Genomic DNA, 16,626 nt, shown 5'->3' on the forward strand with positions numbered 1-16,626 from the left:
CTAATTAATAATCCCCCAATGTCTCCGCATTCTGTTCCAATCCGATGGCCAATTGCTCATCGTTTGGTGCTTTTCCATGCCAGGCGTGGGTGTGCATCATAAAATCAACACCATTGCCCATAACCGTTTTTAAAAGAACGCAAACAGGTTTTCCTTGTCCTGTTTTTGATTTGGCAATCGCCATTCCTTTTAAGATGGCTTCTATATTGTTACCTTGTTCGATTTCTACTACAGTCCATCCAAAGGCCTGAAATTTATCTTTAAGACTGCCCATTGGCAAAACATCATCAGTTGATCCGTCAATCTGCTGTCCGTTAAGATCTATGGTAGAAATGAGGTTGTCCACATTGTTTCCTGCGGCATACATGATCGCTTCCCAGTTTTGGCCTTCCTGAAGTTCACCATCCCCGTGCAAACTGTAGATCAAATGCGAATCGTTGTTCAGTTTTTTTGCTTGTGCAGCACCGATGGCCACAGACATGCCTTGGCCCAAAGAGCCTGAAGCTACGCGAACGCCAGGTAGACCTTCATGTGTGGTTGGGTGCCCTTGTAAGCGAGAATCAATCAATCGGAACGTGTTTAATTCCTCTACAGGAAAATAGCCTGCTCTTGCCAATACGCTGTAAAATACAGGGGAGATGTGTCCGTTTGAAAGGAAGAACAGATCTTCGCCTATCCCATCCATATCAAAAGTGTCCTTTCTATCCATGATCTCATTATAAAGCGCTACAAAAAATTCTGCGCAACCTAATGAGCCTCCTGGATGTCCAGAATTCACCTTGTGTACCATACGGAGAATATCTCTGCGTACCTGTGTTGTTAAATCTTCTAATTGTTGTGTGTTTGACATTTTCTAAAAGTTAGTTTTACGCTGCAAAAGTAGTCTTTTAAACCCCCGAAACAAAGTTCAAATTGGCGCACTTATTAACGAATGTTGCTGTTTTGCTAACAATTACATATCTGATATTTATAGGACCTTTTTTGACCGAATTCCATTTGAAAATTTATGAACAGGGTAGATTTTTGAAACTTTTATCAAGAGGCCCTTATCTTAATTGCGGCATTGTTTATCTTTGCCAGCCTAATACAATTTTTAAAATATAACAACATCTTCCTTCAGCCTGAAAATTTTCAATTTGAATTAAAAAAGATGTAGGTTTGCCACGTATGAAATTTGAATTAAAAGGAAAAGACCCTCAGAGCAAGGCGAGAGCAGGAGCGCTTACTACAGATCATGGCGTTATTGAAACGCCTATTTTTATGCCAGTGGGTACGGTAGGTTCCGTAAAGGGCGTACACCAAAGAGAACTTAAAAATGATATCAATGCAGATGTCATCTTGGGCAATACCTATCATTTGTATTTGCGTCCGCAAACAAGAATTCTCGAACAGGCTGGAGGCTTGCATAAGTTTATCAATTGGGACCGTAATATTTTGACGGATTCTGGTGGATATCAGGTCTATTCATTATCTGCAAATAGGAAAATTAAGGAGGAAGGTGTCAAGTTTAAATCGCATATTGATGGCAGTTATCACACGTTTACACCAGAAAATGTGATGGAAATCCAACGAACCATTGGTGCCGACATCATCATGGCCTTCGACGAATGTACGCCTTATCCATGCGATTATAATTATGCCAAAAGATCCATGCACATGACCCATCGCTGGTTGGACCGATGCATCAACCATTTGGAGAAGCTTCCGTTCAAATATGGCTACGAACAAAGCTTTTTCCCGATTGTCCAAGGCAGCACCTATAAAGATTTACGTATGCAATCGGCCGAATACATTGCCAATGCTGGGGCGGTCGGGAATGCTATTGGCGGATTGTCAGTAGGAGAACCGGCTGAAGAAATGTATGCCATGACAGAAGTGGTCTGTGATATCCTTCCAGAGGAAAAACCACGCTATTTAATGGGCGTTGGTACCCCAATCAATATTCTTGAAAATATTGCGTTAGGTGTGGATATGTTTGATTGCGTCATGCCAACGCGTAATGCCAGAAACGGTATGCTCTTTACTGCTCACGGATCGATCAATATCAAAAATAAAAAATGGGAAGCAGATTTTTCTCCTTTGGATGAGATGGCCATGACCTATGTGGATACAGAGTATTCCAAAGCGTATTTGCGTCATTTGTTTAGCGTCAATGAGCGTTTGGCCATGCAGATTGCCACGATTCACAACCTCGGATTTTATTTGTGGTTGGTCAGGGAAGCCAGAAAACATATCTTAGCGGGAGATTTTAGAGCCTGGAAAGATATGATGGTGAAGCAAATGGATAAACGGTTGTAAGTTCAGAGTTCCCGTCTTTGCCAAGGTTCCGGACGGACGGGCAGGGTTCAGGATTAGCAATTTAATGCTTAAAAATTGTTTTTAGGAACAAAGAATAAAGAACAAAGAACAAAGAATAAAGAATAAAGAATAAAGAATAACAATACCCAATAGATCAGACTTTGAAAATTCTTGATTGGTACATATTAAAACGATATCTCTTCACTTTTTTGATGATGCTATTGCTGTTTATCCCCATCGGAATTACAGTCAATCTTGCTGAAAAAATTGGTAAAATCTTAGAGAATAAAGTACCGTTTGGAGAAGTAGCCCTGTACTATCTCAATTTTACCATCTACTTTGCCAATTTATTGTTTCCCATATTTTTATTTCTATCCGTTATTTGGTTTACTTCCAAACTTGCCAACAACACAGAAATTGTCGCTTTTTTGAGCTCGGGAGTTTCCTTTTCGCGTTTTCTTAGGCCATATATTATTGGTGCAACCCTTGTTTCTTTATTCGCCATGATCCTGGGGTTTTATTTGGCACCTATCGCAAGTCAGGGGTTTAACGAATTTACCTATAAATATTTGAAAAGCGCTAGGCATCAAGATCCAGGTCAAAATATTTTTAGGCAGATCAATGATACTGATTTAATATTTGTGAGCAGTTTTGATAAGATCCAAAAAACGGGCTATAACTTTACCTTGGAACATATTGAGGGCAACGAATTGAAATATAAGATGTTTGCGAATTCAATTCGCTATTCAGAAGCCGATAGTACCTATAAATTATTTAATTATTATAAACGGACTATCACGGACAACGGTGATATTATTGAAGCACAACGACAACTCGATACCGTTCTTCCATTTGATTTGGAAGATTTAATGCCGGTCAATTATATTGCAGAAACAAAACCTTACTCTGAATTGGTAGAATTTATAGATAAGGAGAAGGCTCGGGGCTCTTCAAATATTGGTCGCTATGAAATTGTAAAATATAAAAAATGGAGTTTACCTGTTTCCGTTTTTATTCTGACCATAATTGCTGTGGCCGTATCTTCCATTAAGCGAAGAGGTGGGATGGGTTTTAACTTGGCTTTTGGTATCACAACTGCCATGGTTTATGTGTTTTTTGATAAGGTTTTTGGCGTATTGGCCGAACAATCTGATTTCTCACCAATAATCGCTGCATGGCTTCCAAATTTGGTTTTTGGTATTTTAGCGATCTTTCTCCTTTACAATGCAAAACGCTAAGCTCAAGAATTACCTGCATCTACATATCTTAGTTTTCATCGCTGGTTTTACTGCTATTTTGGGCGAGTTGATTACTATTGGTTCCATCCCATTGGTGTGGTATAGAATGTTGATGGCAGGATTGCTCATGTTTCTCTATATAAAGTTCAAAAAAGTCAAATTAAAGATTGATAAGTCCACGATGCTGAAATTTCTTGCAGCAGGTGTCATCGTCTCTTTACATTGGATTACTTTTTTTGAAGCGATCAAGCAATCCAATATCTCCATTGCACTCGCGATGTTTTCTACGGGTGCCTTCTTTGCTTCTTTTATTGAACCTTTCTTTTATAAAAGACGAATTGTTTGGTATGAAATTATTCTTGGGGTTATGGTCGTTATTGGCGTCTTTCTCATTACACACGGTGAGTTGAGATATATCAATGGTATCATTCTTGGGGTTGTTTCGGCCTTACTGTCCAGTTTATTTGCAGTTATTAACGGCACGTTCATACGGAAATATTCCGCGACGGTCATTTCCTTTTATGAGTTTCTTAGTGGGGTCGCATTTTTGACGCTTTTTATCCTGCTATTTAAAGGAGGATTTGACATCAAATTTTTCACGCTTTCTGCTTCAGATTGGGTGTATCTTTTTTTATTGGCCTCAGTTTGTACGGCCTATGCATTTATTGGAGTGGTTAAAGTGATGAAATTTATCAGTCCATATACAGTGGTCCTTTCTTATAATCTGGAACCTGTTTATGGGATAGCTTTGGCCTTATTGTTATTTCCTGAAACAGAAACCATGGGACCTCAGTTTTACTATGGCGCTTGTTTGGTGTTGCTATCTGTCATGTTGGATGCCGTGTTGAAGAATGTGAATTCCTATAGGGCAAGAAAACGAAAAACACACTAAATCGATTAATCTTTAAGAGTTACTTTGATTATCCGTACCTTTGTATGGCCATCTAATAAATACCTGTTTTTTTCATATTGTAGTTTTACCTGAACGGAAAAAATTACGTAGGTTTGTAGGCTAACTAATAATTAAAACTTAAATTTCTATGGAGTATTTAGAATTTGAGCTTCCCATAAAAGAACTAGAGGATCAGTTGTCAAAATGCCGAGTGATTGGTGAAGAGAGTGATGTTGACGTGACTCAAACTTGTGAACAAATTGAGAAGAAGCTCCTCGCTACTAAGAAAGATATCTATAAAAATCTAACCGCGTGGCAACGTGTTCAATTATCCCGTCATCCAAATAGGCCTTATACCTTAGATCATATCAGGGCCTTATGTGGCGATTCTTTTTTGGAGTTGCATGGAGATAGAAATGTGAAGGATGATAAAGCCATGATTGGCGGATTAGGTAAGATTGGCGATCAGTCCTATATGCTTATTGGGCAACAGAAGGGGTACAATACCAAAACCAGGCAATATCGGAATTTTGGAATGTCAAATCCTGAAGGTTACCGAAAGGCTCTACGTTTGATGAAATCTGCTGAGAAATTTAAAATTCCTGTAGTGACTTTAATTGACACCCCGGGTGCCTATCCTGGTTTGGAAGCTGAAGAACGTGGGCAAGGAGAGGCCATTGCAAGGAATATTTTGGAAATGACCCGTTTAAAAGTGCCAATCATTTGTGTAATTATTGGTGAAGGTGCCTCTGGTGGAGCTCTGGGTATTGGTGTTGGAGACCGTGTGCTGATGATGGAAAATACCTGGTATTCTGTAATTTCTCCAGAGTCCTGCTCGTCAATCCTATGGCGCAGTTGGGAATATAAGGAGCAAGCGGCAGAAGCATTAAAACTTACCGCTCCAGATATGAAAAAGATGAAATTGGTGGACGATATTATTAAAGAACCATTGGGCGGTGCACATACCAATCGAGAGGAAGCTTTTTTGGCAGTTCGGAAAGCAATCGAAAAATCTTATGATGAGCTTAAAAACTTATCACCAAAAGAATTGGTACAAAAACGCATGGATAAATATGCTAATATGGGGGTCTATAAATAACAATCCCCCAATACCTTAACCAAACTCAAAACTGAAGTTAATGGCTTCGGTTTTTTTTGGCCTTATTAACAATATTATAAAGTTATCAACAGTTATATTGTTGATGACCTGTTAAGATTGAAGTGAAACAAAATGGCTTCTTTCTTTACAAATTATTTACTTTCGTATTCATGAAACAACCAAATCAAATACAAGGCTATAAAGTGGACAAAAGCACGATTATTAGCTTAGAAAAAGGGAAAATTCCGCCACAAGCTCTTGATTTAGAAGAGGTTGTTCTCGGGGCCATGATGATTGATAAAAAAGGGGTAGATGAAGTTATCGACATTTTAAGCCCAGAAGCATTCTATAAAGATGCTCATAAACACATCTTTGAGGCCATTTTCAAATTATTTGAAAACAGTGAACCGGTCGATTTATTAACCGTTTCTAGTCAACTCAAGAAAGATGCAAAATTAGAATTGGTAGGTGGCGATTTTTATTTGATATCTTTGACCCAACGCGTGTCTTCCTCGGCACATATTGAGTTTCATGCACGGATTATTCTCCAAAAATTTATACAGCGCAGTTTGATCAAGATTTCAAATGAAATTATTGAAGATGCCTACGATGAAACTAAAGATGTTTTTGATTTGTTGGATCAAGCAGAAGCCAAGCTTTATGAAGTGACCCAAGGAAATATCAAGAAATCTACAGAAACTGCCCAAAGTTTGGTTATTCAAGCGAAAAAGAAAATTGAAGATATTTCCAATAAAGAGGGCTTGAGCGGTATTCCATCAGGTTTTGACAAGCTGGATAAACTGACCTCGGGATGGCAGGAGAGCGATTTGATCATTGTGGCAGCACGTCCAGGGATGGGTAAAACAGCTTTGACCCTTTCTATGGCACGAAATATTGCGGTCGAACATAATATTCCCGTTGCGTTTTTCTCTTTAGAGATGGCTTCGGTGCAGTTGATCACCCGTTTGATCTCTAGCGAAACAGGTCTCTCTTCAGAAAAATTGCGAACGGGAAAACTTGAGAAACACGAATGGGAACAGTTAAATGTTAAGGTAAAGGCTTTAGAGAAAGCACCTTTGTTTATTGATGATACCCCATCGCTTTCTATTTTTGATTTGCGTGCAAAAGCACGTCGTTTGGCGTCACAATATGGCATTAAAATGATTATTATCGATTATCTGCAATTGATGACAGCTGGTGGAAGCCAGAAAGGCGGAAACAGGGAACAGGAAATTTCTACTATCTCCCGTAACCTCAAGGCTCTGGCAAAGGAATTGAGTCTTCCCGTAATTGCCTTGTCACAACTATCCCGTGCGGTAGAGACCCGTGGCGGCAGTAAAAGACCATTATTATCTGATTTACGTGAATCTGGTGCAATTGAACAGGATGCGGATATTGTATCGTTTATCTATAGACCCGAATACTACAAAATTGACGAGTGGGATGATGAAGAACGTTCTCCTACGGAAGGTCAAGCGGAATTCATTGTGGCCAAACATAGAAATGGTGGCTTGGAGAATATCAGGTTGAAGTTTGTTGGACACCTTGGTAAGTTTGATAACCTAGATGATTTTGATACACCATTTGGCGAATTCCACTCTAAAATGAATGCAGCTGCCAATGACAATACCTTTAAGTCGGGTAATTTCCCTTCAGCATCAGATGCATTTGATCCACCTTCAATGGATGATGTCGACGATAATGACGTGCCATTCTAAAACCTTAACTTTTTCTTTAATTTTTTTGAGAGTTTAAGATTATCTTTGCAAGCTGATAATTAGAATTTTACCCATGGACAAAATACGAACAACAAATTTATTATTGCTGGTTATTGTTGTGCCATTGGTTTTTTATTTGCTAAAAATCCTATCGTTTATCTTTATTCCGTTGGTATTTTCCATGTTTATCGCGCTCTTGTTTTTACCCTTGATGCGTTGGTTGGGAAAAAAGGGTGTGCCAAAATATCTCAGTATTTTTATCGTGATTCTTCTTATTTTGATGGGACTGGCTATTACCGCAGAATTGATACACCTGTCCAGTAAACAGATTATGTCATCTGATAGCACTTTTTTCAAGGAAGCTGAAGGTAAGATTAGAGGTTTAAAAGACTCATTGGAAACATTTTTTGGTGTCCAATTGGGGAAAAATGGAAGTATCATGGCTCAATTGGCGGAAACTAAAAATATTGGCTCCGTTGTGGGGTCTATGGGGAGATTCATCAGTATGGCCCTCACAACTGCTTTCTTTACCGTGCTGTGGCTGGCCGAATCCATCAATGTACAGAAATTGTTACATGTTACTTTATTGAAACGAAAACATACCGCGGTCAAAACGTTCCTTAAAATTGAAAATGATTTGATCACCTTCATAAAGGTGAAGTTTCTAGTGAGTTTGGGAACCGGAATCTTCACGGGTCTCGCCTGTGTGTATTTTGACGTGAGTTTTCCAATTTTTTGGGGATTATTTGCCTTTGTGATCAATTTTGTGCAAATGATCGGATCGTTTATTGCCGTGATCAGTTTAACTATTTTTGCCTTTGTGGAATTGGATCCATCAAGCACCTTGTTCTTCTTTATTCTGGCCATCTCGTTAGTTCAGGTTATTTTCGGATCCATTTTGGAACCTATATTTATGGGAAAATCCTTTTCCATCAATATCATAGCTGTTTTGGTGATGTTGATGTTCTGGGGCTATATTTGGGGAATTGCAGGTATGATCATGTCCATCCCAATAACGGTTTTCTTGAAAATTATCCTGGAACAATTCCCAAGTACAAAAATTGTAGCAAGTTTGCTTTCGGGCAAGAATGAGGAATTTTAAAGTGGGATTTATCCAATATTTTCTTAAAGCATTTTAGGGACGCTTAATTTTTGTTTATCTTTCCATTGATAAATTCACTCCCTTTAAATGGAAGTGCGATTAATCATCAGAATCAATTTATCACATCGAACCACAATCTTCATTTATTTTGAAAAAAGCAGTCTGTATCCTTTTTCTTGTTTTTGTTAATGTGCAATCTTTTGCCTCCTACATTCTTATACCTATGGATGCTGAAGGTCAAAAAAACCATCTTAAAGCTTACGGAATGACCTATTGGACACTTGAAAAGCAATTGAAAGTAAAGTGGCTGCTCAATTATAGGGGGGGATCGTTCTTGTTGCCCGACCTTGAAGAAATTCGAAGAGAATGTCAGATTAGAGGCATTTCATTCGAAGTGATTTCAGATGTGAAGACCGAAGAAATCTTGGAGTTTATTGACAGCCCTTCGCAAAATATGGAATCAGTGGTTCTTGAAAAAGCTCCTAAAATCGCCGTCTATTCTCCCAAGGGGAATCCGCCATGGGATGACGCCGTGACTTTAGTGTTGACCTATGCCGAAATACCTTATGAAACTATTTACGATGAAGAAGTATTGAATGATGGGTTGGTACTTTACGATTGGCTGCATCTACACCATGAGGATTTTACCGGACAATATGGCAAGTTTTATAGAACCTACAAATCGGCAGCCTGGTATATTGAAGAAAAAAGACAAGCCGAAGCATTGGCGGCCAAACTAGGTTATGCGAAGGTGTCTGAACAAAAATTGGCAGTGGCCTTAAAAATTAGAGATTATGTGGTTGGTGGCGGATTTATGTTTGCCATGTGCAGTGCCACCGACAGTTTTGACATTGCCTTGGCGGCAGAAGGTGTTGATATTTGTGAGCCGATGTTCGATGGCGATCCTAGTGATCCGAATTATCAGAGCAAAATCGATTATAGTAAAACCTTTGCGTTTAAGGATTTTATTTTGGAAAGAAACCCTAATATCTATGAGTTTTCGTCCATTGATATGACATCCAAACGTCAAATCCCTATGTTGACGGATTACTTTACACTCATGGACTATTCCGCTAAATGGGACCCTATACCGACCATGTTATGTCAAAATCATACGGCTTTGGTAAAGGGTTTTATGGGACAGACGACTTCTTTTACGAGAGAAGAAATCAAATCGAACGTTCTTATTATGGGTGAAAATAAAACCAATGGCGAAGCTAAATACATCCATGGGATCAAGGGAAAGGGCTTTTTTACATTTTATGGCGGGCACGATCCTGAAGACTATACACACAAAGTAGGCGACCCAAAGACTGAGTTGGAGCTACATCCTACATCCCCAGGATACCGATTGATTTTAAATAATGTCTTGTTTCCTGCGGCTAAAAAGAAAAAACAGAAGACCTAATAATAGGATAACATTTTTGTTCAGATCGGAGTTTACATTGGGAAGCCATTATATTTCGAAAATGGATGTTATCCTGCATTCAGAGTAATGCCGCTTTAGATATGGCGCGATAATTGCATAGTTTTAAAAACTTCTTTTGGCGATATGATAATAGATTCTCGCACGGGCAGCGCCTTTTGTTGTCAAATGAGCACTTATAGAACCGTAATATTTCTTACTTTTAAAAAATAAATCGAATTATGTCTACTAAAGAAACTATTCTTAATAAAATTCAAATCCTCATTTCCAACAGTTTCAAGACACCCGAGGAAGCATTTGCATTTTTTGATAACGACAAAGATGGTAAACTTTCCAAAAAGGAAATTGCTGAACTCCTTAAGAAGGCAGAAATTAGCGGCCTGATAAGAGGTTTGGTGACCAGTAAACTTATTGAAGGTTATGATAAGGATGGCGATGGATTGGTAGATTGGAAAGAGTTTAAGGCAGCCATTGATGAAATTAAGGAATAAGTGCTAACATCTCCCATGAATGCTATATTATATTAAACAATTTTTCAAACTATTTTTCGCATCCGTTTTATATTGGTCGTTTGCATTTTGTTTTTTTATCCTCATCAGATATTTGGGTAGAGAGCAGGAGCAGGTTGAGGCTATTGAAGCCAGTAAGGTATATCCGGTTTCTGAATACCTTTTATTTGGAGTGGCTTTAGGGGTTATGGTTGCCATTGTGTATACGATAGTTGAATATATTTTCGATAAATTTCTATCAAAAGCTCTAAACCTGGGCTTGATTCTTCTTATCAAATCGCTTATTTATCTGGTATTTCTTATTTTCTCATTGAGTATTATGGCTTTTTTGGCTGAAGATTATCTCAATATCAATTTCCCAAATCACAGGGGATGGTGGATTTCCAATAAGATATTTTGGATGGTCACCGCCTATTTCATTATTTGTTCTTTGTTATTTTCGTTTTTACGATTGGCCAATGATAAGTTTGGCAAAGGGATCATCTTTAAAATGCTTATTGGTAGGTATAAAAATCCACGTGAAGTGGACCGGATATTCATGTTCCTGGATTTAAAGTCTTCCACATCACATGCTGAGGAGTTGGGGCATTTGAAATATAGCCAGCTCATACAGGATTGTTTCTTTTATCTCAATAAGATTATCAATAGATACAATGCCGAAATTTATCAATATGTAGGTGATGAAGCGGTGTTGAGTTGGACGCCTAAGCAGGGGATTAGAGACTTGAACTGTATCAATCTGTTCTTCGATTTTGAACGAAAGTTAAAACGGCATTCTAAATATTACCAAAAAAAATATGGAATTCAGCCAGAATTTAAGGCCGGATTGCATACTGGAAAAATAATAATTGCCGAAGTTGGAACCGTGAAAAAAGAATTGGCCTATCATGGGGATGTGATTAATTCTACCTCCCGCATTCAGGAGAAATGTAACGAGTATAATGAATCCTTGCTTATCTCAGATGATTTATTCCATTTGCTCAATTTGAACAATAAATACGAAGCTATTTCTTTGGGAGATGAATTGCTGGAGGGTAAAACAGAGGAACTCAAAATTTATGCCATCCATAAAAGATAATTTTAAGAGTTTAAATAAATTCAATCATGAAAATGAAGGTGTTTGAGACCAAAAGGTTAGTGGTTAAGAGTTTAAAAAGTAGAGACAAAAACAACTTTATTGAATTACTTTCTGACCCTAAAGTTATAGACCCAATACCCCAATCAAGACTTTCTGAAATTCAGATATTAGATAAATTCAATGAGAATCTGAATTTAGAATGGAGTGATTTACGCAGGGAGAGTTATACTTGTGGAATCTTTGAAAAGGATAATCCTGAGATGATTGGGCTCTGTCTGTTTTTAACTAATGATGAAAATGATAAAGAGTTAGGGTATCGTTTTAGATCAAATTATTGGGGAAAAGGATACGGAACGGAAACTGCGAGAGGAATGATAGATTATTATTTTAACAGGTTGAATGTTGAAAAGGTCGCAGCCGACGTTAATACTAAAAATATTGGTTCGGCAAAAATTTTGGAAAAATTCATGAAACCTATAAGAGAGTTCTACAATCAAGAACGTCATTGTATGGTTAGACGATACATTATTGAAAAAACCGACTGGATAGACCAGCAAGGTAGGTAAGCTTTGGTTTGTTGTATCGCTAATTGAAAATTTGTAAGATTGAAGGGTGAGCTTACTTTTACCAATAACTCTTACTTTCCCCTATAGCCTCATTTTATTAGCGTAGTATTACTAGTCATATTTAAAATGGATTGGCTTTCGCTTGGTCTAATTATAACAAGAAGAAGAACTATAAAATATGATAAACACTCTATTTTCATTGGGTCTTCATGAAACATGCATATACCATCTATGCTTGGACAGGTATCCCTTTTGAATTACTAATACAGATTCTCTGCAGTGTCAACAAAAAAATCCGATTCAATTAAGAATCGGATTTTTTATAAGCGAATTGTGTTTGTTATTTTGGCGAAACGCCTATTTTTTGATTTTTTTGGCAATGGCTTCAAAAGCATCTGGATGGTTCATCGCTATATCTGCAAGAACCTTACGGTTCAATCCGATGTTGTTAGCTTTGATTCCTCCCATGAACTTTGAATAAGACATTCCGTGTAATCTGGCTGCTGCGTTAATACGCGTAATCCATAATGAACGGAAATTTCTTTTCTTTACCCTGCGGTCTCTGTACGAATATAACATCGCTTTATCAACCGCATTTTTGGCTACTGTCCAAACGTTTTTACGTCTTCCAAAGTATCCTTTTGCTTGTTTAAGAACCTTTTTTCTTCTGGCTCTTTTTGCTACTGAATTTACTGATCTTGGCATTTCTTAATTGTTTTTTGTAGTAGGCGGTCGATAACTGACACTTTGTCTTTTTAACTTCGCAGATCAAAAATCATCAATCTACAATCGTTAATCTTGTGGCCTAACTCCAGGGTTTATAAATTGTTTTAACCGGTTAAAAAGGTATTACTTTAAACGTAACATCAATTTAACATTATTCTCATCTGCCTTGTGGACTAAAGTTGTTTTAGTCAAGGCAAGCTTACGTTTTTTAGATTTTTTGGTCAAGATATGACTCTTAAACGCGTGCTTTCTTTTAATCTTACCAGTGCCCGTTAGTTTAAAACGTTTCTTAGCACTAGATATGGTTTTCATTTTTGGCATTTTCTCCTAAATTTTAATTTACTTTTCGCTTATAATCTTCATACACCTTACTATGGTGCGTTATTTATCAATGATGTTTGGCAGCTGAGCCTGGTCCAAGCTACTTCTTTTTAGGCGCTATGAACATTGTCATACGCTTTCCTTCTAGTCGTGGCATTTGTTCAACCTTACCATATTCTTCAAGATCTTGGGCTAATTTCAATAACAATATTTGCCCTTGTTCTTTAAACACAATAGAACGACCTTTAAAAAACACAAAAGCTTTAAGTTTTGCGCCTTCCTTTAGGAACTTTTCTGCGTGTTTCTTTTTGAATTCGTAATCGTGATCATCTGTTTGAGGTCCAAAACGGATTTCTTTAACAACAACTTTGGTTGCTTTGGACTTTAATGACTTGTCGCGTTTCTTTTGTTCATAAAGAAACTTCTTGTAATCCATCACCTTACAAACGGGCGGATCAGCTTTTGGCGATATCTCAACCAAATCGACACCCTGTTCTTCGGCAATGGCCAAAGCTTGTTTAGTGGTGTATACCCCGGTTTCAACATTATCTCCAACAAGTCTTACGTTTTCGGCTCTAATATTTCTGTTAATTTTATGTTGCTCCTCTTTTTCAGTTCTTCTGAAGCTACCTCTGTTTCTACGAATTGCTATGGCTTATATGTTTTTAGTTAAACTTAATTTTTCTATTTAAAGGTTTTTAATGTCTTTTTTACTTCTTTTTCAACAACCTTTGCGAAGTCTACTGCACTAATCATGCCTAAATCTTCTCCGCCATGTTGTCGTACGGTTATCATATTTTTATTTTCTTCTTGCTCGCCAACGATAATCATGTATGGGATTTTAGCCATTTCTGCTTCACGAATCTTCTTGCCAATAGTCTCATTTCTATTATCTGCGAGGGCGCGAATTTCGTTATTTTCTAGCACATTTAAAACTTTTTCGGCGTATTTTTCATATTTTTCACTAATTGACAGCACTATTGCTTGAGTTGGCATTAGCCAAAGTGGGAAATTTCCACCGGTGTGCTCTAGCAAAATCGCTACAAAACGCTCCATACTTCCAAAAGGTGCGCGATGAATCATGACGGGTCTGTGCAACTCATTATCACTGCCTTTATAAGTAAGGTCAAATCGTTCAGGTAGGTTATAATCTACTTGAATCGTGCCTAATTGCCAGTTTCTTCCCAGAGCATCTTTCACCATAAAATCCAACTTAGGACCGTAAAAAGCAGCTTCACCTGTTTCTACCACATAGTCCAAGCCTTTGTCTATCGCTGCATTAAGGATGGCAGCTTCGGCTTTCTCCCAGTTTTCATCACTACCTATATATTTTTCAGGCGTATTTGGATCTCTTAATGATACCTGCGCCTTAAAGTTTTCAAATCCTAAAGAACCAAACACATAAAGAACCAAGTCAATAACATCCTTAAACTCTTTATCCAACTGATCTGGCGTACAAAAAATATGCGCATCATCTTGGGTAAAGCCTCTTACACGTGTCAAACCGTGCAATTCGCCACTCTGTTCATAACGGTAAACCGTTCCAAACTCAGCGTAGCGTATAGGAAGTTCTTTGTAAGAAAATGGTTTGGCATTATAGATTTCGCAATGGTGAGGGCAATTCATAGGTTTTAACAAGAATTCTTCACCTTCATTGGGAGTCAGAATGGGCTGAAAGCTATCAGCACCGTATTTTTCATAATGTCCAGAAGTAACATAAAGCTCCTTCTGCCCAATATGAGGAGTGACCACCATTTCATACCCAGCCTTTTTTTGTGCTTTCTTTAAGAAATTCTCAAGTCGCTCACGTAAAGCTGCACCTTTTGGTAACCACAATGGTAAACCTTGGCCCACCTTGGTTGAGAATGTAAACAATTCTAGCTCTTTGCCCAATTTTCTGTGATCGCGTTTTTTTGCCTCCTCAAGTAAGTGAAGATATTCGGTTAGATCCTTTTGCTTTGGAAATGAAATCCCGTAAACCCTAGTTAGTTGCTTATTATTTTCATCGCCTCTCCAATATGCACCAGCAACCGACATGATTTTGACCGCTTTGATAATCGACGTATTAGGAATATGTCCACCTCTACATAAATCGGTAAATGTTGAATGATCGCAAAAAGTGATTGTGCCATCTTCGAGGTTTTCAATCAGCTCTACTTTGTATTCATTGTTTTGAGACTTATATAATGATAAGGCATCGGCTTTTGATACTGATCGTAAATTAAAGTCGTGTTTGCCTCTGGCAATCTCCAGCATCTTATCTTCAATAGTCTTAAAGTCCTTGTCAGAAATTGTTTGATCCCCTAAATCCACATCATAGTAAAAGCCATTCTCAATAGCAGGACCAATAGAAAGTTTGACGCCAGGATATAACTCTTCAAGTGCCTGGGCCAAAACGTGAGCGGATGAATGCCAAAAAGCCTTTTTGCCTTCTTTGTCATTCCAGGTATACAATACCAATGCGCCATCTGTGGTCAATGGGGTGTGCGTCTCTACAGTAGCCCCATTGAAACTTGCAGAAATAACATTTCTGGCCAACCCTTCACTTATGCTTTTGGCAACATCCATTGGCGTTGCATTTATCTCAAACGGTTTAACAGTTCCGTCTGGTAGCGTTATATCAATCATATATCTCTTGTACTAATTTTGGATGACAAAGATAAGATGTTAAATACTTTCATACAATATATATAGAGGTATAAATATTATCGGTAATAAAACGTTGCGCAGAGTAGGGAGTTTGAAGTAATCATTGATTTGCTTCCTCCTTATATATATGAGTGTTTTGATGAATTATATAAAACAAGTCATAGTGTCCTATATAGGAGAGTTGGTTTGTTTGGTTTTTGGGCGTTTGTTCTGCCTAAGGGGCAGCCCACCGCGCTCTCGCCCCTCACTTTTTCCGGCCGCTTTGGCGTCCGCAAAAGAGTTCAGGCAAGGGCTCCATCGCTAACGCGGGGCCCGTCCACGCCACCTGGGCAATTGGGGTTGATGTTTTCCCTCGTCCTAAGGCGTTCATTTCCAGCGGGAAGAAAAATAGTTGAAAAAAAGTGCGGTTTTATTTTGTCCGTAAGGGAAAAAGGGTCGTATATTTGCACCCCGCAAACAAGGGGCCCACGGTCCCGGGGAGCGGAAAAAGTTCATTTGCATCCTTGGGAAAAGAAAGCAAAATTTTTTTTGATAAAAAGTTTTGCGGAACGGAAAAAGGTTGTATGTTTGCAGCCGCAAAAAACGGCAACGTTGGCAGCGGTAAAAGGTTCATTAAAATCGTGTTTTTAGAGGTTGATCGGAGTGTGAAAAAAAACTTTCGAAAAAACTTTCAAAAACATTGTGTGGATCTAAAAAAGGGTTGTATATTTGCACCCGCTTAGCGATTGGGTTCGCCGAGGAAAAAGAGAAACAAGTTCATTAACATATTGGATTGACAGCGTAGCGAAGTGCCGGAAACAGCATTTCGCAACAAAAAAGAGAACAGACCATTTTGAGTACCAAAAATTGAATTTCCTTTGGTCGTTGAAAAGTACTGAGTGCCTCGGCACTCTAAAAGAACAACGATGAAGAGTTTGATCCTGGCTCAGGATGAACGCTAGCGGCAGGCCTAACACATGCAAGTCGAACGGGATTTATCAGCTTGCTGATAATGAGAGTGGCGC

The 16,626-nt window shown here is 38.3% G+C and carries 15 protein-coding genes and 1 rRNA gene; 11 read left to right on the forward strand and 5 right to left on the reverse strand.

Annotated elements, in window-relative coordinates:
- Positions 1-4: 4 nt before the first annotated feature.
- Positions 5-850, reverse strand: a complete 846-nt coding sequence (locus G6N06_RS17350; RefSeq protein WP_163517979.1) for a transketolase — start codon at positions 848-850, stop codon at positions 5-7.
- A gap of 317 nt (positions 851-1,167) precedes the next feature.
- Here G6N06_RS17350 and tgt point away from each other — a divergent pair, with 317 nt between their 5' ends.
- From tgt to G6N06_RS17400, 10 genes are all read left to right on the forward strand, one after another.
- Complete coding sequence (gene tgt / locus G6N06_RS17355; RefSeq protein WP_163517980.1) at positions 1,168-2,298, forward strand: tRNA guanosine(34) transglycosylase Tgt; 1,131 nt, start codon at positions 1,168-1,170, stop codon at positions 2,296-2,298.
- Positions 2,299-2,459: 161 nt separating this feature from the next.
- Positions 2,460-3,536 (forward strand): LptF/LptG family permease, encoded by a 1,077-nt coding sequence (locus G6N06_RS17360; RefSeq protein ID WP_163517981.1) that lies wholly within the window; start codon positions 2,460-2,462, stop codon positions 3,534-3,536.
- Complete coding sequence (locus G6N06_RS17365) at positions 3,523-4,428, forward strand: DMT family transporter (protein ID WP_163517982.1); 906 nt, start codon at positions 3,523-3,525, stop codon at positions 4,426-4,428. The genes G6N06_RS17360 and G6N06_RS17365 overlap by 14 nt, the downstream gene beginning before the upstream one ends.
- 148 nt (positions 4,429-4,576) lie before the next feature.
- On the forward strand, positions 4,577-5,527 hold the full coding sequence (locus G6N06_RS17370) for an acetyl-CoA carboxylase carboxyltransferase subunit alpha (RefSeq protein WP_163517983.1): 951 nt from the start codon (positions 4,577-4,579) through the stop codon (positions 5,525-5,527).
- Between the two features lie 170 nt (positions 5,528-5,697).
- The gene (gene dnaB, locus G6N06_RS17375; RefSeq protein ID WP_163517984.1) at positions 5,698-7,245 is read left to right on the forward strand and encodes a replicative DNA helicase; all 1,548 of its coding nucleotides are present in this window, start codon (positions 5,698-5,700) and stop codon (positions 7,243-7,245) included.
- 73 nt (positions 7,246-7,318) lie between these two features.
- The gene (locus G6N06_RS17380; protein ID WP_163517985.1) at positions 7,319-8,347 is read left to right on the forward strand and encodes an AI-2E family transporter; all 1,029 of its coding nucleotides are present in this window, start codon (positions 7,319-7,321) and stop codon (positions 8,345-8,347) included.
- Positions 8,348-8,570: 223 nt separating this feature from the next.
- The gene (locus G6N06_RS17385; protein ID WP_163517993.1) at positions 8,571-9,755 is read left to right on the forward strand and encodes an asparagine synthetase B; all 1,185 of its coding nucleotides are present in this window, start codon (positions 8,571-8,573) and stop codon (positions 9,753-9,755) included.
- Positions 9,756-9,994: 239 nt separating this feature from the next.
- Positions 9,995-10,264 (forward strand): EF-hand domain-containing protein, encoded by a 270-nt coding sequence (locus tag G6N06_RS17390; protein WP_163517986.1) that lies wholly within the window; start codon positions 9,995-9,997, stop codon positions 10,262-10,264.
- A 19-nt stretch (positions 10,265-10,283) separates the two neighbouring features.
- Positions 10,284-11,360 carry an adenylate/guanylate cyclase domain-containing protein gene (locus G6N06_RS17395; RefSeq protein WP_163517987.1) on the forward strand — a complete coding sequence of 359 codons (1,077 nt, stop codon included), beginning with the start codon at positions 10,284-10,286 and terminating at the stop codon, positions 11,358-11,360.
- A 26-nt stretch (positions 11,361-11,386) separates the two neighbouring features.
- The gene (locus tag G6N06_RS17400) at positions 11,387-11,926 is read left to right on the forward strand and encodes a GNAT family N-acetyltransferase (protein ID WP_163517988.1); all 540 of its coding nucleotides are present in this window, start codon (positions 11,387-11,389) and stop codon (positions 11,924-11,926) included.
- A 357-nt stretch (positions 11,927-12,283) separates the two neighbouring features.
- On the opposite strand, the gene rplT is transcribed toward G6N06_RS17400, so the two are convergent.
- The 4 genes from rplT to thrS form a co-directional block, all read right to left on the reverse strand.
- Entirely contained in the window at positions 12,284-12,631 is a 348-nt protein-coding gene (rplT, locus tag G6N06_RS17405; RefSeq protein WP_163517989.1) for a 50S ribosomal protein L20, read from the reverse strand.
- Positions 12,632-12,775: 144 nt separating this feature from the next.
- Positions 12,776-12,973: a 50S ribosomal protein L35 gene (rpmI, locus tag G6N06_RS17410; RefSeq protein ID WP_163517990.1), complete on the reverse strand. Its 198-nt coding sequence runs from the start codon at positions 12,971-12,973 to the stop codon at positions 12,776-12,778.
- Between the two features lie 100 nt (positions 12,974-13,073).
- Positions 13,074-13,625: a translation initiation factor IF-3 gene (gene infC / locus G6N06_RS17415; protein WP_205334789.1), complete on the reverse strand. Its 552-nt coding sequence runs from the start codon at positions 13,623-13,625 to the stop codon at positions 13,074-13,076.
- 32 nt (positions 13,626-13,657) lie between these two features.
- Positions 13,658-15,601 carry a threonine--tRNA ligase gene (thrS, locus tag G6N06_RS17420; RefSeq protein ID WP_163517991.1) on the reverse strand — a complete coding sequence of 648 codons (1,944 nt, stop codon included), beginning with the start codon at positions 15,599-15,601 and terminating at the stop codon, positions 13,658-13,660.
- A gap of 923 nt (positions 15,602-16,524) precedes the next feature.
- Here thrS and G6N06_RS17425 point away from each other — a divergent pair.
- Positions 16,525-16,626 (forward strand): 16S ribosomal RNA (locus G6N06_RS17425); the annotation flags it as partial.

It is taken from the genome of Gelidibacter japonicus (assembly GCF_010725055.1).
In the GTDB taxonomy this organism is placed as follows: Bacteria; Bacteroidota; Bacteroidia; order Flavobacteriales; family Flavobacteriaceae; genus Gelidibacter; species Gelidibacter japonicus.

What these genes read in the sequence shown, in the direction of transcription:
- G6N06_RS17380 (WP_163517985.1), top strand. Translation starts at nt 7,319, where the DNA reads ATGGACAAAATACGAACAACAAATTTATTATTGCTGGTTATTGTTGTG.
- rpmI (WP_163517990.1), bottom strand. Translation starts at nt 12,973, where the DNA reads ATGCCAAAAATGAAAACCATATCTAGTGCTAAGAAACGTTTTAAACTA.
- G6N06_RS17385 (WP_163517993.1), top strand. Translation starts at nt 8,571, where the DNA reads ATGGATGCTGAAGGTCAAAAAAACCATCTTAAAGCTTACGGAATGACC.
- tgt (WP_163517980.1), top strand. Translation starts at nt 1,168, where the DNA reads ATGAAATTTGAATTAAAAGGAAAAGACCCTCAGAGCAAGGCGAGAGCA.
- G6N06_RS17365 (WP_163517982.1), top strand. Translation starts at nt 3,523, where the DNA reads ATGCAAAACGCTAAGCTCAAGAATTACCTGCATCTACATATCTTAGTT.
- G6N06_RS17395 (WP_163517987.1), top strand. Translation starts at nt 10,284, where the DNA reads ATGCTATATTATATTAAACAATTTTTCAAACTATTTTTCGCATCCGTT.
- G6N06_RS17400 (WP_163517988.1), top strand. Translation starts at nt 11,387, where the DNA reads ATGAAAATGAAGGTGTTTGAGACCAAAAGGTTAGTGGTTAAGAGTTTA.
- rplT (WP_163517989.1), bottom strand. Translation starts at nt 12,631, where the DNA reads ATGCCAAGATCAGTAAATTCAGTAGCAAAAAGAGCCAGAAGAAAAAAG.
- G6N06_RS17350 (WP_163517979.1), bottom strand. Translation starts at nt 850, where the DNA reads ATGTCAAACACACAACAATTAGAAGATTTAACAACACAGGTACGCAGA.
- G6N06_RS17390 (WP_163517986.1), top strand. Translation starts at nt 9,995, where the DNA reads ATGTCTACTAAAGAAACTATTCTTAATAAAATTCAAATCCTCATTTCC.
- G6N06_RS17370 (WP_163517983.1), top strand. Translation starts at nt 4,577, where the DNA reads ATGGAGTATTTAGAATTTGAGCTTCCCATAAAAGAACTAGAGGATCAG.
- thrS (WP_163517991.1), bottom strand. Translation starts at nt 15,601, where the DNA reads ATGATTGATATAACGCTACCAGACGGAACTGTTAAACCGTTTGAGATA.
- dnaB (WP_163517984.1), top strand. Translation starts at nt 5,698, where the DNA reads ATGAAACAACCAAATCAAATACAAGGCTATAAAGTGGACAAAAGCACG.